Genomic DNA, 21,842 nt, shown 5'->3' with positions numbered 1-21,842 from the left:
GTCAACGCACCATTTTGGACCGTCAATAAATTTTCATGTTGAAGGCTTGACCAAAATGGTGCAACGCAGTAATGTGTTCCAACGCTTTGCACCCCCGAAGCTCCCAAGTCATCCGGTCCAGGCCCACACGCCCATTCCGGATTGACGCGCTTTCATTTGTAGGCAGTTTGCTCCGACCCGCGCCACAAGCGCGAGAGATGCGTCCCACCGCCAACAAACACTCAAGCCGAACGAGTTGCGCCCAGCGCTCGTGCGTAAGGTCCCTACGGCGACCTGAACCACGGACGTGCCACGCAGAGAGAAGGGAAGCATGAGGGTTGTTGCGTCAGTCGCACCTCGTTAGGAACGGGCATCCGATCAAACTCCCATTGGGTCTTGAAAGGAATGAACATGAGTAACGAAACATCAGCCCCCATCACGGGTGCTGAAATTGTGGTGCGTTGTCTCGCGGAAGAGGGCGTCAAGCACGTCTTCGGTTATCCCGGCGGGGCAGTCCTCTACATCTACGACGCGATCTTCAAGCAGGACAAGTTCCAGCACGTTCTCGTCCGCCACGAACAGGCCGCGGTGCATGCCGCAGACGCCTATTCCCGCAGCTCCAACACCGTCGGCGTTGCCCTCGTGACCTCCGGTCCGGGCGTGACCAATGCCGTCACCGGCCTTTCCACGGCCTATATGGACTCGATCCCCATGGTCGTCATTACCGGCCAGGTGCCGAGCCATGCGATCGGCCAGGATGCCTTCCAGGAATGCGATACCGTCGGCATCACCCGCCCGGTGGTCAAGCACAACTTCCTGGTCAAGGACGTCAAGGACCTGGCATCGACCATCAAGAAAGCCTTCTACATCGCCCGCACCGGCCGTCCCGGTCCCGTGCTGGTCGACATCCCGAAGGACATCAGCATGCACAAGTGCGTGTACGACTACCCTCGCGAGATCGAGATGCGTTCGTACAAGCCGGTGGACAAGGGCCATGCGGGCCAGATCCGCAAGGCCGTGCAGCTGCTGCAGGGCGCCGAACGTCCGATGATCTATGCGGGCGGCGGCGTGATCCTGGCCAATGCCTCGAATGAGCTGAACCGCCTGGTCGAGAAGACCGGCTTCCCGGTGACGAATACCCTGATGGGCCTGGGCGCCTCGCGCTCCTCGAGCCCGCATTTCGTCGGCATGCCGGGCATGCACGGGACCTACGAAGCGAACATGGCGATGCAGAACTGCGACGTCCTGATCGCCATCGGCGCCCGTTTCGACGACCGCGTGATCGGCAACCCGAAGCACTTCGCCTCCAACCCGCGCAAGATCATCCACATCGACATCGACCCCTCGTCGATCTCGAAGCGCGTGAAGGTCGACATTCCCATCGTCGGCAACGTCAAGGACGTGCTGGTCGAGCTGCTGTCGCAGCTGGACGCATCGACGGCGCAGCCGCAGACGCATGCGCTGCAGGCGTGGTGGAAGCAGATCGCCGAATGGCGCGGCCGCGACTGCCTGGCCTATCCGCGTTCGAACGAGGTCATCAAGCCGCAGAGCGTCATCGAGCTGCTGCACAAGGTGACCGACGGCGACGCCTTCATCACCTCGGACGTCGGCCAGCACCAGATGTGGGCTGCCCAGTACTACGGCTTCGACAAGCCGCGCCGCTGGATCAATTCGGGCGGTCTGGGCACCATGGGCGTCGGCCTGCCCTACGCGATGGGCGTGCAGATGGCGAACCCAGGCGCGACGGTCGCCTGCGTCACCGGCGAAGGCTCGATCCAGATGTGCATCCAGGAGCTCGCGACCTGCAAGCAGTACCACCTGACGCCGAAGATCATCCTGCTGAACAACCGCTTCCTCGGCATGGTCCGCCAGTGGCAGCAGATCGACTACGGTTCGCGCTATTCCGAGTCCTATATGGATTCGCTGCCGGACTTCGAGAAGCTGGCCGAGGCCTATGGCCACGTCGGCATGCGCATCGAGAATCCGAACGATGTCGAGGGTTCGCTGCGCGAAGCCTTCGCCATGAAGGACAGGCTGGTGTTCATGAACTTCATCACCGACCAGAGCGAGAACGTCTGGCCGATGGTCAAGGCGGGTTCCGGCCTGTCTGAAATGCTGCTCGGCTCGGAGGACCTGTAATGCGACACATCATTTCCGTCCTCCTCGAGAACGAAGCCGGCGCGCTGTCGCGCGTGGTCGGCCTGTTCTCGGCGCGCGGCTACAACATCGAAACCCTGACCGTGGCGCCGACCGAAGACGCGACCCTGTCGCGCATGACCATCGTCACCAGCGGCTCGGACGACATCATCGAGCAGATCACCAAGCACCTGAACCGCCTGATCGAGGTGGTGAAGGTGGTCGACCTCACCGAAGGCCAGCACATCGAGCGCGAACTCATGCTCATCAAGGTGCGGGCGGTCGGCAAGGAACGCGAAGAGATGAAGCGCACCGCCGACATCTTCCGCGGCCGCATCATCGACGTGACCGAGAAGACCTACACGATCGAGCTGACCGGCGCCAAGAGCAAGCTGGACGCCTTCATCGACGCCATCGACCGCGCCTCCATCCTCGAGACCGTCCGTACCGGCGGCTCCGGCATCGGCCGCGGCGAACGCATCCTCAAAGTCTGACGTCGTAGCTCAACGACTGCACGTATTCACACATTTAAAAATTATTAAGGAATGAACATGAAAGTTTTCTACGACAAAGACTGCGACCTCTCCCTCATCAAAGGCAAGAACGTCGCCATCATCGGCTACGGCTCGCAAGGCCACGCCCACGCCCAGAACCTCTCCGAATCGGGCGTGAACGTCACCGTCGGCCTGCGCCGCGGCGGCGCTTCCTGGAACAAGGTCGAAGCGGCCGGCCTGAAAGTCGCCGAAGTCGACGAGGCTGTGAAAGCCGCCGACGTCATCATGATCCTGCTGCCGGACGAGAACATCGCCGAGGTCTACAAGAACAACGTCGAACCGAACGCCAAGCAGGGCGCCGCGCTGGCCTTCGCCCACGGCTTCAACGTTCACTACGGCCAGGTCGTGCCGCGCGCCGACCTCGACGTCATCATGATCGCGCCGAAAGCCCCGGGCCACACCGTGCGCGGCACCTACCGCCAGGGTGGCGGCGTGCCGCACCTGGTCGCCGTCTACCAGGACAAATCGGGCTCGGCGCGCGACATCGCGCTGTCCTACGCCATGGCCAACGGCGGCGGCCGCGCCGGCATCATCGAGACCAACTTCCGCGAAGAGACCGAGACCGACCTGTTCGGCGAACAGGCCGTGCTGTGCGGCGGTACCGTCGAACTGATCAAGGCCGGCTTCGAGACCCTGGTGGAAGCGGGCTACGCGCCGGAGATGGCCTACTTCGAGTGCCTGCACGAGCTGAAGCTGATCGTCGACCTGATCTACGAAGGCGGCATCGCCAACATGAACTACTCGATCTCGAACAACGCCGAGTATGGCGAGTACGTCACCGGCCCGAAAGTCGTCACCTCGGCGACCAAGGACGCGATGCGCCAGTGCCTGAAGGACATCCAGACCGGTGAGTACGCGAAGAGCTTCATCCTCGAGAACAAGGCCGGCGCCCCGACCCTGATCTCGCGCCGCCGCCTGACCTCGGAACACCAGATCGAGGAAGTCGGCGCCAAGCTGCGCGCGATGATGCCGTGGATTGCGAAGAACAAGCTGGTGGACCAGTCGAAGAACTAAGCTTCCTGTTTCTACCCGAAGGGCGGCAAGCGCTGTGCAGGCGCTTGCCGCTTTTTTTCATGGCGCCGGATAGTCGATATAGCCGCGCGCACCGCCGCCGAAATAGGTGGCCGGGTCACCCTCCTGCAGGCTGGCGCCGGACTGCAGGCGGCGCGGCAGGTCGGGATTGGCGATGAAGGGGCGGCCGAAGCCGACCAGGTCGGCCCATCCGCGTGCGAGCGCTTCTTCCGCACGCGCGCGGTCGTAGTGGCCGGAGTAGATCATCGCGCCCCCATAGACCAGCCGCAGGGCTTCCTTGAACGCGGGCGGCATGGGCGGCGCGTCGTCCCAGTCCGCTTCCGCGATATGGAGGTAGGCGACCCCGATATCGTCCAGCAGCCGGGCGGCGGCAAGGTAGGTGGCCTGCGGCGTGTCGTCTACCGCGCCCTGCAGTGAAGTCAGCGGCGACAGGCGCACGCCGGCGCGCTCCGGGCCGATCGCCGCGACGACTGCCTGCGCCACCTCCTGCAGGAAGCGCAGGCGATTGGCGAGCGAGCCGCCGTAGCGGTCCCTCCGCTGGTTGCTGCCGGAATCGATGAACTGTTCGATCAGGTAGCCGTTCGCGCCGTGCAGTTCGACCCCGTCGAAGCCGGCCGCGATGGCATTGCGCGCGGCCTGGGCGAACTGGCCGACGATGTCTTCGATCTCGCCGGTCTCGAGCGCGCGTGGCGCCGAGTGCCGGACCTTGCGCCCTTGCGCCGCCTCCGCGCCCAGCCTGTCCGGATCGATGAAGACCTGCACGCCCTCGGCAAGGAGCGCCGAAGGTGCGAGCGGTGCGGCGCCACCCGGCTGCAGCGAGACGTGTGACAGCCGGCCGGCGTGCCAGAGCTGGGCGAAGATCCTGCCGCCGGCTGCGTGCACCGCCGTGGTGACCTGCCGCCAGCCGCGCAGCTGTTCCGGTGTGTGGATGCCGGGTGTCCAGGCATAACCCTGGCCCTCGGGGCTGATCTGGGTGCCTTCCGTGATGATCAGGCCTGCTGTCGCGCGCTGGCGGTAGTACTCGGCCATGAGCGCAGTCGGCACGCCTGCGGCGCCGGCGCGTGCGCGCGTCATCGGCGGCATGACGATGCGGTTCGGCAGGGCCAGCTCGCCCAGCCTGAAGGAGTCGAACAGCGTCGCGTTCATGGCCGCACCTTCGGCAGCATGGGAGCGATGTCGATGGCCTCGGCCATGGCGCGGTAGCCGGCATCGCCCGGGTGCAGATGGTCGCCCGAATCGAATGCGGGGCGCATGCGCTGCGGCCGCTCGGGATCGCGCAGCACCGCGTCGAAGTCGACGACCGCATCGAACAGGCCCGCGCCGCGCAGCCAGTCGTTCAGCTGCAGGCGCAAGCTTTCCTTGGCGGGGCTGTAGTGGCCGGCGAAGGGCGTGCCTTCGAGTGCGCCTTCGAAGGGCGGCAGGGTGCCGACCGTGATGCGCAGGCCGCGCGCATGGGCCGCCCTGGCCAGCTTCCGGTAACCGGCGCGCAGTTCGTCCAGCGTCACGGCCTGTTCACCAGGCGCGAAGGGGCTGCCGGGCCAGCCGATGTCGTTGATGCCGAGCAGGACGATGACGTCCGAGACGCCCGGCTGGCTCAGGACATCCTGCTCGAAGCGCGCCAGCGCGCTCTCGCCCATGCCGTCCCTGAGCAGGCGGCCTCCGGAGATGCCGGCATTGGCGACGGCGACACCATGCGGTGCGAGGCGCTGGGCCAGGAAGTCGGGCCAGCGGCGATCCGCGTCCGGGGTCGAGCCATTGCCGTCCGTGATCGAGTCGCCCAGGGCGACCACGGTACGCGCGTCCGGTCCGGCATCGACCTGCACGGCGCTCAGGAAGAGGCGGCCTTCGGCCCGCTGCGGAGAATTCTTGCCATCGCTCAGACGGAAAGTCTGCTGTCCGCCCCAGTGAAAACTCGTGACCGGGGTGCGTGCGGGCAGCCAGGTGCTCACGTCCAGGCGCGCCAGCGCCGGGACGGAAAGTGGAACCGGATCGCTCACAAGGCTGCCGCCGGGCGCGATCGTGGAGGCGGTCTTGCCCGAAAAGCGCACGACCTGCGGCTGCGCTTCCTGCCCGGCCAGTCCCACGCGGACTTCGCCGAGCGCGAGCGTGTCGCGGCCATAGCGGTTCGAGAAGACCAGCCTGACGCGCTCGCCTCCGGTGCTCAGGCGCAGGGATTCCTGTATGGTCTGCTTTTCCAGCAGGGCCGGGACGTTCATCGGCAGGATGAAATGCTGGTCCCAACCGGGCTGCGGGGCCGCGTACCAGGAGGTGGTCCAGTTGCCGGCAGAAGCATCGCTGCCGAGTGCAAGCGTCAGGCCAAGCAGGGCGATCGAAGTGCGTAGGGTCGTCATCGTGTTCTCCATCGTTAAAGTGGTTCCACGATAGGTCATTCGAAAATCGAAATGAAGATGGTAGGATGGAAGGTCTGATATTCCGAATTGGAATGAATGATGGATACCCTGCGCGCCATGCGCCTCTTTGTGCGCACCCTGGAACTGGGCAGCCTGTCCGCGGCCGCGCGGGAAGCGGGCACGACCCAGCCGACCGTGAGCAAGCTGCTGGCCCAGCTCGAGGACGACCTGGGCGTGCGCCTCTTCGAGCGCAGCACGCGCGGCCTGTCGCCGACCGAGCAGGGGCAGCAGTTCTACCGCGACGCCAGGCTGGTGCTCGAACAGTACGATGCCGCCGTCAGCGCGGTGCAGGGCATGAGCGGCAAGCCCTCCGGCGTCCTGCGCGTCAATGCGCCGGTCGCGCTGGGGCAATACCGTCTGAATGCGATCGTCCAGCAATTCCTGGCGGCGCATCCGGCGATCGAGATCGAACTGATCCTCAACGACCGCTTCGTCGACCTCGTGGAAGAGGGCGTCGACATTGCCTTCCGCCTCGGCGGTGCGCTGCCGCCGGATGCCGTCGGCCGGCGCCTCGCGACGATCCCGCGCATGCTGGTTGCGTCAAGCGGCTACCTCTCGGCGAGAGGGACGCCGGCGACGCCCCAGGATCTGTCCGGGCACGACTTCGTACGGTTCGCCTGGACGCCGGGAAACGCCCTCGCGCTGTTCCGCGAGGGCGAAGAGCTGCAGGTGCCGACTTCGAGCCGCTACCGCGTGAACAATGCGCTGGCGATACGCGAAGCACTGATGCTTGGCAGTGGCATCGGCGTATGTCCCGAGTGGCTGGTGCGTGACTTGCTGGATAGCGGCGAGCTGGTCCGCGTGCTGCCGGACTGGTCGGCCAGCCCCCAGGATTTGTATCTGCTGTATCCCTCGCGCCGCTTCCAGCCCTTGCGCGCGCGCCTCTTCATCGATTTCGCGATCGACCGGATACGCGCCCTGCCGGGCTTCGAGCTGCCGAGCCCTGCCTTGTAATCAATTGCAATCGCGCCGAGACAATTCAAGACAGCTGTTACGCCACTTGGTGTTTTGCAACTGTTCATTACAAAATCACGATAGATGTCCCAGGCCCGGTATCGTATAAGTGACGCCGACATTCGTCATACATACTGGAGAACAACAATGAAACTTTCGAAATCCCTCGTCGCCGCAGCGTTGGTGCTGGCCTTCCAGGCGCAGGTCCAGGCCCAGACCCAGGCCGCCGCCCCGGCCACTACCGGCACCCTGGTCGTGGTCCCCGCCTTCGGTGAGGTCAAGCACGCCAACGACCAGGCGACCATGATGTTTGCCGTCGAGGAGCACGACAAGGACAAGGCCGCCGCCGCGGCGCGTGTGAACCGCAAGATGAAGGAAGGCACGGACATCGTGCGCCGCGCCGACCCGCAAGCCGAGCTGAAGACCATGGGCTACTACACCTATCCGGTCTACCCTGAAGTGCCGCCGATGCCGCAGCCGGCCACCCGCGCTCCCGCGAAACCGGTGCCGATCGCCTGGCGCGTCGGCCAGTACCTGGAAGTCAAGACGAAGAACCTGGCCGCGCTGCCGAAGACCGCTGCTGCCGCGCAGAAAGTCTTGCAGATCAACGGCGTGAACTTCGGCCTGAGCCCGGAACTGGAAAAGCGCCTGGACGACCAGCGCATCGCCGCGACCTACCGCAACCTGAACGAGCGCATCGTCTCGATCGCCCGCGCCATGGGCCGCCAGCCTCAGGAAGCCGTGCTCGACACCGTCGACTTCGAGGGCTCCGGCAACTATGCGGGCGACGCCCAGGCCGCGGCCGCGCCGCAGATGATGCGCATGAGCGCCAAGCGCGAGATGGCCGACGAGGTCCCGGAGCCGAGCTTCGAGCCGGGCGAAACCACCTTGCAGATGCGTCTGGTCGGCAAGGTTCGCTTCAAATAATGTTCACGCAACAGTAGCGATTCGCTAACGAGGGGTCCGCGCCTCTATAATGCAGCTAACTGTATTACTGACACGGACCCCTATGCCAACCTTTCCACGACGCAGGACGCCAGGCGCAGCGCCGAAATCGCCCCGTTTTTCCCGTTTGAAACGCTTCGGGAGGAGGGCGGAAGACCGCTTGGAAGGCGAGCGCGGGCGCGGCATCTACCTGCTGCCCAACGCCTTCACCACCGGCGCGCTGTTCTGCGGCTTCTATGCGATCGTGATGGCGATGAACCAGCGCTTCGAGCACGCCTGCTGGGCCGTGTTCATCGCCATGGTTCTCGACGGCCTGGACGGACGCATCGCCCGCCTGACCAACACCCAGTCCGAATTCGGCGCCCAGTATGACTCGCTGTCCGACATGGTCTCCTTCGGCGCCGCCCCGGCCTTGGTGATCTATGAATGGTCGCTGCGCGGCCTGGGTAAACTCGGCTGGATCGCGGCCTTCATCTACTGCGCCGGCGCCGCGCTGCGCCTGGCCCGCTTCAACACCAATATCCAGGTGGTCGACAAGCGCTTCTTCCAGGGCTTGCCGAGCCCCGCCGCCGCCGCCCTGGTGGTCGGCTTCATCATGATGATGACGGACCCGGACATCAACGTCAGCTCGCGCCAGGTCGATTGGGTGAGCTGGGCGATCGCCGTGTTCGCGGGTCTCACCATGGTCTCGAACGTGCCCTTCTACAGCTTCAAGGACATCAACTTCCGCAAGTCGGTGCCCTTCATCGTGGTGTTCCTGATCGCGCTCGGCTTCGCGCTGGTGGCGATCGACCCGCCCAAGGTGCTGTGGCCGATCTTCGTGATCTACGGCCTGTCCGGCTACGCCGTGTTCGCGTATCGCGCGGCCAAGGGCAAGCCGGTCAGCATCATTCCGCTGGACGATGACGAGGACGATACCGGCGGCGTGCGCCGCTAGGGTGGACGTGGCGAAGATCGATTTCAGGCGGGAGCGCAAGCACTGTACCAGCCCGGCGCGAAGCAGGTGGTGCAGGTGGATGTGCCGCCGCTGCGCTTCCTGATGATCGACGGGGAGGGCGACCCGAATACCTCGCCGGCCTATGTCCAGGCGGTGGAAGCGCTCTTCTCGGTGTCGTACACGGCCAAGTTCATGCTGAAAAAAGGTGCGGACGCCATCGACTACGCCGTCATGCCGCTCGAGGGCCTGTGGTGGGCCGATGACCTCTCATCCTTCATTTCCAACGACCGTACGCAGTGGAAGTGGACGATGATGATCAACCAGCCCGACCTCGTGGAGGAGTCCCTTGTCCACGCGGCGATCGAACAGGTACGCACAAAGAAGGGCTTGCCGGCGCTCGATGCGCTGCGCCTGGAAACCTTCCACGAGGGGCGTTGCGCCCAGGTCCTGCACGTCGGGCCGTTCAGCGAGGAGGGGCCGACGATCGCGCGCGTCCACGCCTTCATCGAGGAGCGCGGCGCCCTGGCGGGCAAGCACCACGAGATCTACCTGAGCGATATCCGCCGCGGCGACCCGTCCCGCTGGAAAACCATCATCCGCCAGCCGATGGCGTGACCGCGATCGGCACGATGCGGTAGGCGCAGCGCCGCGCGCCGGCCAGCTGGTGCTCGTCAGGCTACCAGCCGACGCGCTCCTTCGGCTCGTACATCGGATCGGGCCCGTTCATCATCTGCCGCACCACGCCCTGCTGGTCGAAGTGCACGTGCATGAGCGAATTCCACACCCCGGCTTCCTTGTAGCGGTAGGACCAGACGTCGTAGTTGCGCAGCGCCACGCGCGAAGTCTCGGCAGGACGGCCCACGGTGCGCAGAACTTCTTCCTTGTTCGCCGAATCGATCTTGATGGTGGCGAACTTCTCGCTGGTCAGCACCTGCTCGTAGGAGACCAGCCGCCCGTCGGCGCCGATGCGCGCCAGGTATGTCTGCTGGCCCATCGGCCCGGTCGCGTATTCGAAGATGCGCTCGTGGCCGGCGCCGTAGATGGCCGTGGGGGCCCCCATCTTCTGCTGGACCACTTCGGCCGAGTCGCCGATGGTGGGCGCCTGGCGGAGAATCCCGGCGCAGCCGCCGAGCAGGAGAAGAGCAGCGAGTGTTGTAATTCTGATCAATTTATCCATGGTTTGGCCCTCATAAAGCCCGAAAACCCCATGATGCACCATCCAGGCGATGCAAACAGTGGCCGCACGCCGGGTTTTCCCCTATACTGGCGGGTCTGTCCGATTTGGACAGGTATTTAAACAATCACGGTGCGCTGGGTTTCGACTCATGCACCGCATGTGAAAGGTAACATCATGACCGTAGAAAACATCAACAAAGCCGCGATCATCGCGGACAACGCACGTGGCCAGAACGATACCGGTTCGCCGGAAGTCCAGGTTGCACTGCTGACCGCACGCATCAACGAGCTGAACGGCCACTTCAAGGCACACCAGAAAGATCACCACTCGCGTCGTGGCCTGATCATGATGGTTAACCGTCGTAAGAGCCTGCTGGCTTACCTGAAGCGCAAAGACGCGAACCGTTACCGCGACCTGATCGCCAAGCTCGGCCTGCGTAAGTAATCGTTGGTCAAGACGATTTAGTCACGAAATGCCTGCGCCAGATACCTGTCGCGGGCATTTTTTGTTTCTGATTTGTTAGTTGTTTCGCAGTAATGACGGAAATGTTCCGTCCGAGTGCGTGAAAAATTCCGCCATGGCTGCGTTGCCTCGTCTCGCCGTACTAGCGTACTGTCTTCGACTCGGCGCCTTGCCCCGGCGGTTTTTTCACACACTCTTCGTGGTGAGGTGAACGACAGCTCCTGAAAATCTGTCGGCAAAATGAAAGGGATTACCCATGTTTAACAAAGTTACGAAAACCTTCCAGTACGGTCAACACACGGTCACCCTGGAGACGGGTGAAATCGCGCGCCAGGCAAGCGGCGCCGTCGTCGTGTCGGTCGAAGACACCGTCATCCTGGCCACCGTGGTCGCCAAGAAGGACGCCAAGCCGGGCCAGGATTTCTTCCCGCTGACCGTCGACTACATGGAGAAAACGTACGCAGCCGGTAAGATCCCGGGCGGCTTCTTCAAGCGCGAAGGCCGTCCTTCGGAAAAAGAAACCCTGACCTCGCGCCTGATCGACCGTCCGATCCGCCCGCTGTTCCCGGAAGGCTACCTGAACGAAGTCCAGGTCATCATCCACGTCCTGTCGGTCAACCCCGAGATCGACCCGGACATCCCGTCGATGATCGGCGCCTCGGCTGCGCTGTGCATCGCCGGCATCCCGTTCAATGGCCCGATCGGCGCGGCGCGCGTCGGCTACGCGAACGGCCAGTACATCCTGAACCCGACCACCACCCAGCTCAAGACCTCGCAGATGGACCTGGTCGTGGCAGGCACCGAGACCGCCGTGCTGATGGTGGAATCGGAAGCGCAGCAACTGTCGGAAGAAGTCATGCTGGGCGCGGTCGTCTTCGGCCACGACCAGATGAAGGCCGTCATCGACGCGATCCACGACCTGGTGGCCGAAGGCGGCAAGCCGGAAGTCGAGTGGAGCCCGGCGCCGAAGAACGAAGAACTGATCGCCCGCGTGAGCGACCTGGCTGCCGAGAAGATCCGTGACGCCTACCAGACCCGCGAGAAATCGGCGCGCCAGCAGAAGCTGAAGTCGATCTCGGCCGAAGTGATGGCCGGCCTGGCGACCCAGGGCGTCGACGCCGATGCGGCCGAAGTCGGCAACATTTTGTTCGACATGGAAGCCAAGGTCGTGCGTTCGCAGATCCTGAACGGCGAGCCGCGCATCGATGGCCGCGACACCCGCACCGTGCGTCCGATCGCGATCCGCACCGGCGTGCTGCCGCGTACCCACGGCTCGGCCCTGTTCACCCGCGGCGAGACCCAGGCCCTCGTGGTCGCCACCCTCGGCACCGCGCGCGACAGCCAGAAGATCGACGCGCTGATGGGCGAGTACACCGACGACTTCATGATGCACTACAACATGCCTCCGTTCGCCACCGGCGAAACCGGTCGCGTGGGCACCCCGAAGCGCCGCGAAGTCGGCCACGGCCGCCTGGCCAAGCGCGCCCTGGTCGCCGCGCTGCCGACCCCGGAAGAGTTCAGCTACTCGGTGCGCCTGGTCTCGGAAATCACCGAGTCGAACGGCTCCTCGTCGATGGCGTCGGTCTGCGGGGGCTGCCTGGCGCTGATGGACGCCGGCGTGCCGATGAAGGCGCACGTCGCCGGCATCGCCATGGGCCTGATCAAGGAAGGCGGCAAGTTCGCGGTCCTGACCGACATCCTGGGTGACGAAGACCACCTGGGCGACATGGACTTCAAGGTCGCCGGTACCCCGGCCGGCATCACCGCCCTGCAGATGGACATCAAGATCCAGGGCATCACCAAGGAAATCATGCAGGTGGCGCTGGCGCAAGCCAAGGAAGCCCGCCAGCACATCCTGGGCGAGATGCAGAAGGCCGTGCCGAGCGTGAAGACCGAACTGTCGGACTTCGCCCCGCGCCTGATCACCATCCGCATCAACCCGGAAAAGATCCGTGACGTGATCGGCAAGGGCGGCGCCGTCATCCGCGCGCTGACCGAAGAAACCGGCACCCAGATCGACATCACCGACGAAGGCATCGTGACGATCGCGTCGGTCGACGCCGCCGCCGGCCAGGAAGCCAAGCGCCGCATCGAAGAGCTGACCGCATCGGTCGAAGTGGGCAAGACCTACGACGGCACCGTGCTCAAGCTGCTGGACTTCGGCGCGATCGTGCAAGTCATGCCGGGCAAGGACGGCCTGCTGCACATCTCGCAGATCGCCAACGAGCGTGTGAATGCCGTCGCCGACTACCTGAAGGAAGGCCAGCAAGTGCGCGTGAAGGTCCTCGAGACCGACGAGCGCGGCCGCCTGAAGCTGTCGATGAAGGCTGCCGATCCGGTGGAAGGCGCGGCGCAGTAATTCTGCGTCAAGCCTGAGCGGTTCGCCGCTCCCCATGAAAACCGCCAGTGCGTGAGCCTGGCGGTTTTTTTATGGGCAGCGCCTGCGCTTTGAGCCGTCACAATATGTCCGGAAGGCAAGGTTAGAGAATCGTAGGCTGATGTCCTTTGTTCGAGAGGCAAGGCATGCGTTCCCTGATCCCTGTTGTCTGCCTGACGCTCTTGCTGCACGCCTGCGGCGGTGGAAGCTCGGTTGCCTTGCATGTCGAATGGGGTTCCTGTGACTTCGATCGCGACCGCTGGGCGCAGGCCGACCGGATCGGGCGCGGCTGCATGATGGCGTCCTTCCTCGACAAGCATCCGCCCGCAGGGATGAACATCGTCGAGCTCAAGTTGTGGCTGGGCGAGCCCAACACCTACGCCGACCTCGAGGACCCGGCCTATCTGGTGGCGCAGTCAGGGCCGAATGGCCGCCCGGTCGGGGAGCAACTGCTGGTGTTTCGGATCGACCGGCGCAGCGGGCGCGTCGTTGAAGCCATGCTGCGGCCCGCATCCTGAGCGGACCGATGATGAAGGTTGCCGATCCGGAGTCATGGTGGCATAGCCCCATGCGTTACCTGGCAACCCTTCTGCTCCTGCTTTCACTCGCCTCTGCCTGTACGCGCACGTCCGTCGAGGAGCAGGTGCCCGTCCTGGGCAGCAGGGAGTTCACCCCCGAAAAGTGGGCGGCGACCACCACGGTCGAGCGAGGGCAGATGCTGGGATCCTTCTTCGAACAACACCCGCCCGGGAGTTTGACGGCGCCTGAAGTCAAGAAGCTGTTGGGCAAACCCACCGGCTACTACGAGTACGACGAGAACCTGGCGTATTTCATTGGACCGCCGACGGTCGACAGTAAATACGGCAAGGAGCGCATGCTGGTTTTCATTACCGATAAGCGCAATGGCGGTATAGATGAAATCGAATTGGTGCCGCCACTGCGCTAGGGAGCAGTCCCTGCGGGAAGAGCCGGCCGCGTGCAGCCTGCCGCTCAGTGAACGAGAAACTCCAGCACCGCCTGCATGAACCGCTCCGGCAGTTCGACATTGCTGAGGTGGACCGTGGGCAGCACCAGCAGGCGGGCGCCAGGAATCGCCGCCGCGATCTGCTCGCCGTGGCTGGCCAGGGTCACGGTATCGTCGCGCCCGGCGATGACCAGGGTAGGCCGGGTGATCAAGGTGTTGGTCCTGCGCAGATCGGCATCGCGCACCGCTGCGAACGCGCCGGCCAGGCCGCGGGGATCGGTCTCGAGCAGCATGCCGCGGAATTCCTCGACCGCCGGATCCCCGGCTGCGCGCATGGAGGCGGGGAACCAGTTGGCAAGGAAGCCTTCCGCGATCTCGCGCATGTCGGGCGCGCCCAGGGCGTCGGCGATCCGCGCATCCCACTGTGCGGCCGGGCCCAGCCAGGGCGAGGTATTGCTCAGGATGAGGCGGTCGATGCGGTCCGCGGCTTGCACGCCCAGCCACTGGCCCACGTAGCCGCCCAGCGACAGGCCGAGGAAATGTGCCTTGTCCACCTCCAGAAGGTCCAGCAGTTCGAGCACGTCGCGTCCGAGCCGGTCCAGGGAGTAGGCGCCCGCGGGCGCGTCCGAGCTGCCGTGCCCACGCATGTCATAGCGCAGCACCCGGAAATGGTCCGTCAGCTGCGGCACCTGCCGCTGCCACATCTGCATCGTGGTGCCGATCGAATTCGACAGGACCAGGACGGGCAGGTGCCCCGGTCCGTCCAGGCGATAGGCGATGCGCGTGCCGTCGCCCATGGTCGCGAATTGGGTGTGCTGTTCCTGCATGTCTTCTCCTTTGCTTGCTGTTCCGAGGTAGGGAAGCACATCCTAGTTGCGCGATGGTGAAAAAGACATTACAAAGATCGGACATTCTTTGTCATGAAAGCTGACATGTCGCCGTTTACCTTCCACGACCTGCAATGTTTCGATGCCGTCGTCCGCGCTGGCGGTTTCCAGGCCGCGGCCCAGGCCCTGCACCGATCCCACCCGGCCGTCTTCGCGGCAGTCGGCAAGCTGGAGCGGCAGCTGGGCGTGCAGTTGCTGGACCGCAGCGGATACCGGGTCCGCACGACGCCGGCCGGCAGCTCCTTCCACCGGCATGCGCAGTCGCTGCTGCGGGAGATGGACGTGCTGCGCCAGCATGCGGCCCAACTTGTCGCGGGCGAAGAGACCGACCTGCACGTGGTGATCGGCGACCTGTGTCCGCGGACGCCGGCACTGGCCCTGCTCAGCAGCTTCTTTTCAAGCCATCCGCGCACCCGCCTGCATCTGCATTTCGAGTCGGTGACGGGGCCATCGGAGCGCCTGCTGGACGGCAAGGCCGACCTGATGCTGCACGGCGTCGACAAGGGCGACGCCAGGCTGGAATGGCTCGACCTGTGCAAGGTGCGCATGCTGCCGGTCGCCGCACCGGGTTTTCTTCCCTTCGCCGTGAAGCGCACGATCCGCCCCGGCGACATGCGGCCCTTTACCCAGTGCGTAATCCGGGACAGCGCGCGCCATGGCGCCGCACGCGATTACTACCTGGTCGAGGGCGCGCACCAGTGCACGGCGGCCGATCACCAGATGAAGAAGGAGGTCATCCTGCAGGGCCTGGCCTGGGGGCATCTGCCGGACTTCCTGATCGAGGAAGAGCTGGTCGACGGCCGGCTGGTGTCGCTTGCCGGGCGCTACCTGGCCGGGAGCACCGAGGCGCTGGTGGCCGCGCGCCGCGCCGATCGCGTGCATGGCCCGATCGGCGAGGCCTTGTGGACTTTCCTGCAAACCCGGGCGCCGCTGCTGCAGGCGCCGTCGTCAGGGGCGGCGTGACCAGGACAGGTAATGGACCTCGATCGTCGAGTGGACGATCTCTTCGTGGATGCCGAGCTGCTCGCGCAGCGCGCTGGCGGATAGCGATCGATTGCCGGTGACGACGCTGAGCGCGCAGGCATAGGCGTGCTGGCCGACGCGCCAGACGTGCAGGTCGACCACCTTCGCGTCATTGCCCTCGGCTTCGACGACTTCGCGGATCTCCTCCACAACCGGCGCATCCATTTCCCGGTCGAGCAGGACCTTGCCGGTGTCCCGGATCAGGTTCCTGGCCCACACCGCCACCAGCACCGCGCCGACGATGCCCATCACCGGATCGAGCCACGCCCAGCCATACAGCCAGCCGCCGGCCAGCGCGGCGATCGCGAGTGCCGACGTCGCGGCGTCCGCGATCACGTGCACGTAGGCGGCCTTGAGGTTCAGGTCGTGGTGATGATGATGGTCGTCGTGGTGATGGTGCCCATGCCCATGATCGTGCCCGTGATCATGCGCATGCCCGAGGATGAGGGCGCAGGCGACGTTCACGACCAGGCCGATGACGGCGATGATCATCGCGTCGCGGTAGTGGATCGGCTGCGGCGAGAACAGTCTTTCGATGGAGCCGACCGCCATCAGCGCGGCGATTCCCAGCAGGGACACGGCGCTGGTGTAGCCGGCCAGGATCTCGATCTTCCAGGTGCCGAAGGCGAAGCGCGGGTCGCGGGCGTACTTGCGCGCGGCGGCGTAGGCGAAGGCGCTGAGGCCGATGGCCAGCGCGTGCGAGCTCATATGCCAGCCGTCCGCCAGCAGGGCCATCGAGTTGAACCACCAGCCGGTCGTGATCTCGACGACCATCATCGCCAGGGTGATCCACATGACCAGGCGGGTGCCGCGCTCGGCGGCGTGCTTGCCTGCGTCGAACACGTGTTCGTGCCGGTAGGCGGCGAGGGGGCCCTGGTGCTTACCTTGCTGGTGCTGCAGTTCCTTCATTGTCTTTCCTTCTCGGCCCTTGCGTGCTGGGCCAGTTTCTTCTCGCGGCGGGGCCGCTCCCCGATGACCTGGTGACGCCGGTGGTCGGTCATCTTCTTCCATTCCCGGGCTTCCGGCAGGGTGCGCAGGCACCCGGTGCAAAAGCCGGTCTTGCCGTCGAAGCGGCAGAGGGCGATGCAGGGGGATTCGACTGCCATGCGCCGCCTTACTTCAGGTAGGCGCGCACGACGTCGACCAGCTCGTCGGTCGCGGCGTCGCGTTCGGCCTTGCTGTGCTCTTCGCCGACGACGTGCTCGCGGATGTGGTCTTCGATCAGCTCGGCCATCAGGCCGTTGGTCGCGCCGCGGACGGCGGCGACCAGGTGCAGGACTTCGGCGCAGCCGCTCTCGGCTTCAAGCGCGCGCTCGATGGCTTCGACCTGGCCGCGGATCCGGCGTACGCGCGCCAGCAGCTTGGTTTTTTCTCGTGCGGTATGCACAGGCGTTCCTCGAAATATAGGGTAGGGGGGTATATTATCAGCCGGGCCCGCCCGGGACCAGCCCGCCTCGAACCCATTCGCACGATTGAGGCAGCACAAGTAATAGGGGCGACACACCGCGAGAATCGAAACTGCTATCCCGATCCTCGATGGGCGATCCATGCGTTCCCTGATTTCCCTGGGCTGTTTGCTGATGTGCCTGCAGGCGTGCGGTGGAGACACGTCGGTGGCGCTCTTTATCAACTGGGGTGATTGCGACTTCGACCGGGAACGCTGGTCGCACGCGGATCGGACGGGGCGCGGCTGCATGCTCGCATCGCTGCTCGACAAGCATCCACCCGGCGCGATGACGGCGGCCGAGGTGAAGAGCCTGCTGGGTGAACCGACGCGCTATGCCGACTACGACGAGTTTCCCGCCTACCTGGTCGAACCGGCCGCGGGCACAAACGCAGCGCGCCGCGCGCATTTGCTGGTCTTCGTCACCGACAGGCAAACCGGGCGGGTTGTCGAGACCCGGCTGGTGCCGGACTCTTGAACCAAGGGCCAATACTGCTGCTGTCGAGTCGCGCACGCCATACACGCGGCTCAGCCTGCTCGAGCGCCCCGGCTACACTGGACGCAACGCCAGCCAATGCCGAGGTCCCCCATGATCGCCAGAATTGCCGCCACGCTCTTGCTTGCTGCCTCGTTCACGGCCCAGGCCCAGGACAGCATCTCGATCGTCACCCGCAGCACGGGCACCATGCAGGCCTCCACCGTCGCGCAACGCGAACTCGGGCTGCCGGAAGGTAGCTTCGACTACGAACTGGTCGCCACCTCCACCTTCGCGCGCGCCGCCATGCAGGGCTACGATCCCGCCACATCCTTCTATGCCTCCGGCAGCGGCTCGGTGGTGCTCACCGTGAACGGCATCAGCCAGACCTTCCGCGACATCACGGGTTGGGCGGTCAGCTCCGGCCAGTTCGGATCGGCCCTTCCCTGGGGTGGCGCGACCGAGTTCTTCCAGCACGGCGTGAGCACCGGCACCTATTACGGCATCGGGATGTCCGGCTACCAGCGCGTCAGCTGGCTGCCCGGCGGTTTCCCGGGCACGCAAACCTGGGTCGCGCAGTCCTGGACCTTCGATGGCAGCGACATTGGCGAGGTCTACTTCAACCTGGAAATGGGCGGCGAACGCGCCGGCTGGATATCCGGAACGGCGTATCATTTCGCCATGAGCATCTCGGCCGTCCCCGAGCCCGGCCGCGCGACGCTCCTGCTCTCCGGCCTGGTGGCGCTTATTGCATGGGCTCGTGCTCGGACAGCGCGTGCAGGATGCCGCAGGCCTGGGGGGCTTGCGTCGCCACGCAGCAGCCGCGCAGCTGCTTGAGCTGGCGCTCCAGCGCCGTCAGTTCCGCGATCTTGCCGGCGACCTGCTCGATGTGCCGGTCGAGCAGGGCGTTGACGTCGGTGCAGTCGCCGTCCGGCTGGTCCCGCGCATCGAGCAGCAGGCGGATCTCCTCGAGGCCCATATCGAGCGCCCGGCAGTGGCGGATGAACTGCAGCCGCTCCGCATGGCGCTCGCCGTAGCTGCGATAGTTGTTGGTGGCCCGTTGCGGCGGCGCCAGCAGGCCGATCCGTTCGTAATAGCGGATCGTCTCCACCGGGCAGTGAGTGCGCCCGGCCAGTTCGCCTATTTTCATCGCTCCCTCGCTTCGCTTGATGGCACTTGACCCTGTAGCGACTACAGGGTTTTAAATAGCGATCATATATGAACAAGTCCGTCCTTGCCGCCAACCGATGAAACGCCTGCTGGTCCTACTCCTGCTGGTCCTGATGCCGCTGCAGCTCGTCTGGGCGGCGTCCGGCGCCTGCTGCGCCCCTGACGAGAAGGCGCGCACCCAGCACGTCTGCCTCCAGGCGCAGCAGCAATGCAACGACGACGACGGGGACGCCCTGGCGATTGATGAGGGCTGTGACTGCTGCCACCACTTCTGTGGTGGGGCGCTGCTCGCGTCCCCGGCCGTGCTGCCGGCGCCGGAGCGCGTCGCGGACACCGCCTTCGACACGCCGCACTACACTTCCTACATTCCCGACCTGCCTCCACCGCCCAAGCGGCCATCCCGCGCCTGAAGGGGCGGGACCGTTCAGCACGCGCGCGCAGCAGCGCGCATCGTCCCGCCGTCGACATCGTTTCAACGGAATCGGACCATCATGAAGAACCACATCATCCGCCTTGCCATGGCGGCATGCGCGCTCGCAGGCAGCGCCTCCGCGCTCGAGGCGCCATTGACGCTGCCCGCCGCCATCGACAGGGCGCTGGCGGCCAACCCGGGCCTGCGCGCAGCCAGCAGCGAGGCGCTGGCGCAGGAAGGCGCCATCCGGCAGGCCGGTGCGCTGCCCAATCCCGAACTGGAGCTGCTGCGCGAAGGACGCGAGCGCAACAACCGGACCACCACCGCGCAGCTCGGCATCCCATTCGAACTGGGCGGCAAGCGCGCCGCCCGCGTCGGCGCCGCCAGGCAGGAGCGCGCGCTGGCCCTGGCCGCCCTCGATGCGCTGCGCGCCCAGGTGCGGGCCGACACGGTCGCCGCGTATTACGAGGTCGCCGCCGCCGGCGAGCGGCAGCGCCTGTCGCAGGAGCTGGTGGCACTGGCGGAACGTGCGACGCAGGCCGCCGTGCGCCGGGCCGATACCGGCAAGGCCTCGCCGCTGGAAGCGACGCGCGCCAAAGTGGCCCAGTCGGCCCTGCAGATCGAGGCGATCCAGGCGACGCGCGAGCTGGCCGCGGCCCGGATCCGGCTCGCGGCCCTGTGGGGCGGCGATCCGTCCACCCTGGCCCTCGCGCAGACTGGCGCCATCGACCCGCCCGCCGTCCCGCCGCTGGCCGAGCTGGAGGCGCGCCTGGCAGACGCGCCGGACCTGCGCCGCGCCGTGGCAGGCGTCGCCCACCGCAGCGCGCTGGTGCGGATCGAGGAGTCGCGCCGCGTACCGGATGTGACCCTGATCGTCGGCGCCCAGCGCGAATCCTCGAACGAGCGTCCGGGCGAGGAACGGCGCGCCGTGCTCGGCGTGTCGGTGCCGCTGCCGCTATTCAACCGCAACAGCGGCGCGGTGCTGGAGTCGCTGCGCCGCGTGGACAAGGCGCGCGACGAACTCGATGCCGAACGCGTCCGCCTGCATGCCGCACTAAGCCAGGCGCATGGCAACCTGGCCGCGGCAAGCGACGAGGCGGCGCTGGTCGAGAGCGAGGTCCTGCCCGGCGCCGAGCAGGCGTACGCGGCCGCCAACCGTGGCTATGAACTCGGCAAGTTCGGCCTCATCGACGTGCTCGACGCCCAGCGCACGCTGGTCCAGTCGCGTCACCAATACCTCAAGGCGGTAGCGGAAAGCTACCGCGCGCTGGCCGACATCGAACGGCTCGTCGGCCCGGCGCCCCAGGAGAAACCATGAACAAGCAGCAAACGAAGATCATCGGCGCCATGCTGGCCTGTGCGATCGCATTCAGCGGCTACGTCATTCTCGAGGACCGTTCCCCGGCCGTGGCCGAACATCATGAGGAAGCCGGCCACCAGGAAGAAAAGCAGGGCGCTCATGCCGGGAACGGCCTCGTGCGCTTCAGCGAGGAGCAGGTCGTCAACAGCGGCATCACGGTCTTGAGCGTTGGAGCGCGCCAGATCGATTCCTTCATCCGCATGCCGGGCCAGATCGCCCTCAACGAGGACCGCACCGCCCACGTCACCCCGCGCGCGCAAGGCGCGGTCGAGAAGGTCGAGGCCAACCTGGGCCAGGTGGTGAGAAAGGGCGACCTGCTGGCAGTAATCGCAAGCAGCGACGTGGCCGCACGGCGCGCGGCACTGGCGACGGCGGAACAGCGGCGCGAACTGGCGAGGAAGAGCTACATCCTTGAAAAGACGCTGTGGGAAGAGAAGATCGGTGCACGCCAGGATTACCTGAAAGCGGAACAGGAACTGCAGGAAGCCGAAGTCAACGTGCAGGCGGCCCGCCAGTCGCTGCAGGCGCTCGGCGCCGGGGGCGCGGCGGGCGCGTCGAACCGGCTGCAGGTGCGTTCGCCCTTCGACGGGATGGTGGTCGAGAAGCACATCGTGCTCGGCGAGATGGTCGGCGCCGACACCCGCGTGTTCACGGTCAGCGACCTGTCCCAGGTCTGGGCCGATGTCGTCGTGCCCAGCCGCGACCTCGAGATCGTCCGCGTCGGCACCGATGCCGTGATCCGCTCGATCGCTTCGAACACGACGGCGCCGGGCAAGGTGAGTTTTGTCAGCGCCCTGATCGGCGAGGAATCGCGCTCGGCCAAGGCGCGCGTGGTGCTGGCCAATCCGCACCTGGCCTGGCGCCCCGGCCTTGCGGTGAACGTCGACATCGTCACCGGCTCGGCCCGGGTGCCGGTGGCGGTGGCGCGCGAGGCGCTGCAGACGGTCGACGGAAGGCAGGTGGTCTACAAGCGCGTGCCGGAGGGTTTTGTTGCGCAGCCGGTCGGCACCGGGCGCTCGGACGACCGCTTCGTCGAGATCGTGTCCGGCCTGAAGCCGGGCGAACGCTATGCCGCATCGGGCTCCTTCGACGTCAAGGCCGAGCAGGGCAAGGGCGAAGCCGGCCACCACGACTGAAGGAGAC

The 21,842-nt window shown here is 65.7% G+C and carries 25 protein-coding genes; 17 read left to right on the top strand and 8 right to left on the bottom strand.

Translation table 11 applies throughout. The features are described 5' to 3' along the window. The first annotated feature begins 390 nt into the window (after window positions 1-390). From NX780_RS23505 to ilvC, 3 genes are read left to right on the top strand one after another with little or no spacing between them, the layout of a single operon-like run. Complete coding sequence (locus NX780_RS23505) at window positions 391-2,118, top strand: acetolactate synthase 3 catalytic subunit (protein WP_258830316.1); 1,728 nt, start codon at window positions 391-393, stop codon at window positions 2,116-2,118. Beyond that, a complete protein-coding gene (gene ilvN / locus NX780_RS23500) occupies window positions 2,118-2,609 on the top strand; it encodes an acetolactate synthase small subunit (RefSeq protein ID WP_027867685.1) in 492 nt (163 codons plus the stop codon). The genes NX780_RS23505 and ilvN overlap by 1 nt, the downstream gene beginning before the upstream one ends. Before the next feature lie 57 nt (window positions 2,610-2,666). Continuing rightward, window positions 2,667-3,683 carry a ketol-acid reductoisomerase gene (ilvC, locus tag NX780_RS23495; RefSeq protein WP_258830315.1) on the top strand — a complete coding sequence of 339 codons (1,017 nt, stop codon included), beginning with the start codon at window positions 2,667-2,669 and terminating at the stop codon, window positions 3,681-3,683. A gap of 57 nt (window positions 3,684-3,740) precedes the next feature. Here ilvC and NX780_RS23490 read toward each other — a convergent pair whose 3' ends face one another. Together NX780_RS23490 and NX780_RS23485 are read right to left on the bottom strand one after the other, a co-directional pair. Then, on the bottom strand, window positions 3,741-4,847 hold the full coding sequence (locus tag NX780_RS23490; RefSeq protein ID WP_258830314.1) for an alkene reductase: 1,107 nt from the start codon (window positions 4,845-4,847) through the stop codon (window positions 3,741-3,743). Further along, window positions 4,844-6,052, bottom strand: coding sequence for an SGNH/GDSL hydrolase family protein (locus tag NX780_RS23485; RefSeq protein ID WP_258830313.1), 1,209 nt, complete (start codon window positions 6,050-6,052; stop codon window positions 4,844-4,846). Before NX780_RS23485 ends, NX780_RS23490 begins: the two co-directional genes overlap by 4 nt. Window positions 6,053-6,148: 96 nt before the next feature. Between NX780_RS23485 and NX780_RS23480 the strand changes: the two genes are divergently transcribed. The 4 genes from NX780_RS23480 (at window position 6,149) to NX780_RS23465 (ending at window position 9,563) form a co-directional block, all read left to right on the top strand. Beyond that, on the top strand, window positions 6,149-7,066 hold the full coding sequence (locus tag NX780_RS23480; protein ID WP_307733052.1) for a LysR family transcriptional regulator: 918 nt from the start codon (window positions 6,149-6,151) through the stop codon (window positions 7,064-7,066). A 147-nt stretch (window positions 7,067-7,213) separates the two neighbouring features. Further along, window positions 7,214-7,993 carry an SIMPL domain-containing protein gene (locus NX780_RS23475; RefSeq protein ID WP_258830312.1) on the top strand — a complete coding sequence of 260 codons (780 nt, stop codon included), beginning with the start codon at window positions 7,214-7,216 and terminating at the stop codon, window positions 7,991-7,993. Window positions 7,994-8,075: 82 nt separating this feature from the next. Further along, window positions 8,076-8,948: a CDP-diacylglycerol--serine O-phosphatidyltransferase gene (gene pssA / locus NX780_RS23470; RefSeq protein ID WP_258830311.1), complete on the top strand. Its 873-nt coding sequence runs from the start codon at window positions 8,076-8,078 to the stop codon at window positions 8,946-8,948. 66 nt (window positions 8,949-9,014) lie between these two features. Beyond that, window positions 9,015-9,563: a GyrI-like domain-containing protein gene (locus tag NX780_RS23465; protein WP_258830310.1), complete on the top strand. Its 549-nt coding sequence runs from the start codon at window positions 9,015-9,017 to the stop codon at window positions 9,561-9,563. Between the two features lie 61 nt (window positions 9,564-9,624). Here the strand turns inward: NX780_RS23465 and NX780_RS23460 are convergent, their stop codons facing one another. Further along, window positions 9,625-10,125, bottom strand: coding sequence for a hypothetical protein (locus tag NX780_RS23460; protein ID WP_258830309.1), 501 nt, complete (start codon window positions 10,123-10,125; stop codon window positions 9,625-9,627). Window positions 10,126-10,299: 174 nt separating this feature from the next. On the opposite strand from NX780_RS23460, the gene rpsO reads away from it, so the two are divergent. From rpsO to NX780_RS23440, 4 genes are all read left to right on the top strand, one after another. After that, on the top strand, window positions 10,300-10,569 hold the full coding sequence (rpsO, locus tag NX780_RS23455; protein WP_027867691.1) for a 30S ribosomal protein S15: 270 nt from the start codon (window positions 10,300-10,302) through the stop codon (window positions 10,567-10,569). Between the two features lie 274 nt (window positions 10,570-10,843). Next, a complete protein-coding gene (gene pnp / locus NX780_RS23450; RefSeq protein WP_258830308.1) occupies window positions 10,844-12,946 on the top strand; it encodes a polyribonucleotide nucleotidyltransferase in 2,103 nt (700 codons plus the stop codon). Window positions 12,947-13,110: 164 nt separating this feature from the next. Continuing rightward, the gene (locus NX780_RS23445) at window positions 13,111-13,482 is read left to right on the top strand and encodes a hypothetical protein (protein ID WP_258830307.1); all 372 of its coding nucleotides are present in this window, start codon (window positions 13,111-13,113) and stop codon (window positions 13,480-13,482) included. 8 nt (window positions 13,483-13,490) lie between these two features. Continuing rightward, complete coding sequence (locus NX780_RS23440; RefSeq protein WP_258830306.1) at window positions 13,491-13,910, top strand: hypothetical protein; 420 nt, start codon at window positions 13,491-13,493, stop codon at window positions 13,908-13,910. 44 nt (window positions 13,911-13,954) lie between these two features. Here the strand turns inward: NX780_RS23440 and NX780_RS23435 are convergent, their stop codons facing one another. Beyond that, entirely contained in the window at window positions 13,955-14,755 is an 801-nt protein-coding gene (locus NX780_RS23435; RefSeq protein ID WP_258830305.1) for an alpha/beta fold hydrolase, read from the bottom strand. 105 nt (window positions 14,756-14,860) lie between these two features. Between NX780_RS23435 and NX780_RS23430 the strand changes: the two genes are divergently transcribed. Continuing rightward, the gene (locus NX780_RS23430; protein WP_258830304.1) at window positions 14,861-15,778 is read left to right on the top strand and encodes a LysR family transcriptional regulator; all 918 of its coding nucleotides are present in this window, start codon (window positions 14,861-14,863) and stop codon (window positions 15,776-15,778) included. Here NX780_RS23430 and dmeF read toward each other — a convergent pair. From dmeF to NX780_RS23415, 3 genes are read right to left on the bottom strand one after another with little or no spacing between them, the layout of a single operon-like run. Continuing rightward, a complete protein-coding gene (gene dmeF / locus NX780_RS23425; RefSeq protein WP_258830303.1) occupies window positions 15,764-16,747 on the bottom strand; it encodes a CDF family Co(II)/Ni(II) efflux transporter DmeF in 984 nt (327 codons plus the stop codon). The genes NX780_RS23430 and dmeF overlap by 15 nt on opposite strands. Further along, window positions 16,744-16,944, bottom strand: a complete 201-nt coding sequence (locus tag NX780_RS23420; protein ID WP_258830302.1) for a DUF1289 domain-containing protein — start codon at window positions 16,942-16,944, stop codon at window positions 16,744-16,746. The genes dmeF and NX780_RS23420 overlap by 4 nt, the downstream gene beginning before the upstream one ends. Window positions 16,945-16,952: 8 nt before the next feature. After that, window positions 16,953-17,225 carry a metal/formaldehyde-sensitive transcriptional repressor gene (locus tag NX780_RS23415; protein WP_258830301.1) on the bottom strand — a complete coding sequence of 91 codons (273 nt, stop codon included), beginning with the start codon at window positions 17,223-17,225 and terminating at the stop codon, window positions 16,953-16,955. 160 nt (window positions 17,226-17,385) lie between these two features. On the opposite strand from NX780_RS23415, the gene NX780_RS23410 reads away from it, so the two are divergent. Together NX780_RS23410 and NX780_RS23405 are read left to right on the top strand one after the other, a co-directional pair. Continuing rightward, window positions 17,386-17,760: a hypothetical protein gene (locus tag NX780_RS23410; protein WP_258830300.1), complete on the top strand. Its 375-nt coding sequence runs from the start codon at window positions 17,386-17,388 to the stop codon at window positions 17,758-17,760. Between the two features lie 111 nt (window positions 17,761-17,871). Next, window positions 17,872-18,594 (top strand): hypothetical protein, encoded by a 723-nt coding sequence (locus tag NX780_RS23405; protein WP_258830299.1) that lies wholly within the window; start codon window positions 17,872-17,874, stop codon window positions 18,592-18,594. On the opposite strand, the gene cadR is transcribed toward NX780_RS23405, so the two are convergent. Continuing rightward, on the bottom strand, window positions 18,503-18,907 hold the full coding sequence (gene cadR / locus NX780_RS23400; protein ID WP_258830298.1) for a Cd(II)/Pb(II)-responsive transcriptional regulator: 405 nt from the start codon (window positions 18,905-18,907) through the stop codon (window positions 18,503-18,505). The two genes, NX780_RS23405 and cadR, sit on opposite strands and share 92 nt — an antisense overlap. Before the next feature lie 97 nt (window positions 18,908-19,004). Between cadR and NX780_RS23395 the strand changes: the two genes are divergently transcribed. The 3 genes from NX780_RS23395 to NX780_RS23385 all read left to right on the top strand — a co-directional run bounded on the left by NX780_RS23395 (window position 19,005) and on the right by NX780_RS23385 (window position 21,835). Then, window positions 19,005-19,337 (top strand): hypothetical protein, encoded by a 333-nt coding sequence (locus tag NX780_RS23395; RefSeq protein ID WP_258830297.1) that lies wholly within the window; start codon window positions 19,005-19,007, stop codon window positions 19,335-19,337. Between the two features lie 81 nt (window positions 19,338-19,418). Then, entirely contained in the window at window positions 19,419-20,657 is a 1,239-nt protein-coding gene (locus tag NX780_RS23390; RefSeq protein ID WP_258830296.1) for a TolC family protein, read from the top strand. Further along, window positions 20,654-21,835 (top strand): efflux RND transporter periplasmic adaptor subunit, encoded by a 1,182-nt coding sequence (locus tag NX780_RS23385; protein WP_258830295.1) that lies wholly within the window; start codon window positions 20,654-20,656, stop codon window positions 21,833-21,835. Before NX780_RS23390 ends, NX780_RS23385 begins: the two co-directional genes overlap by 4 nt. The last annotated feature ends 7 nt before the right edge of the window (window positions 21,836-21,842 follow it).

This window comes from Massilia agri (assembly GCF_024753255.1).
Classification (GTDB): domain Bacteria; phylum Pseudomonadota; class Gammaproteobacteria; order Burkholderiales; family Burkholderiaceae_D; genus Telluria; species Telluria agri.
Note: the sequence above shows the minus strand (reverse complement) of the source record. Positions and strands in the feature narration are given on the sequence as shown.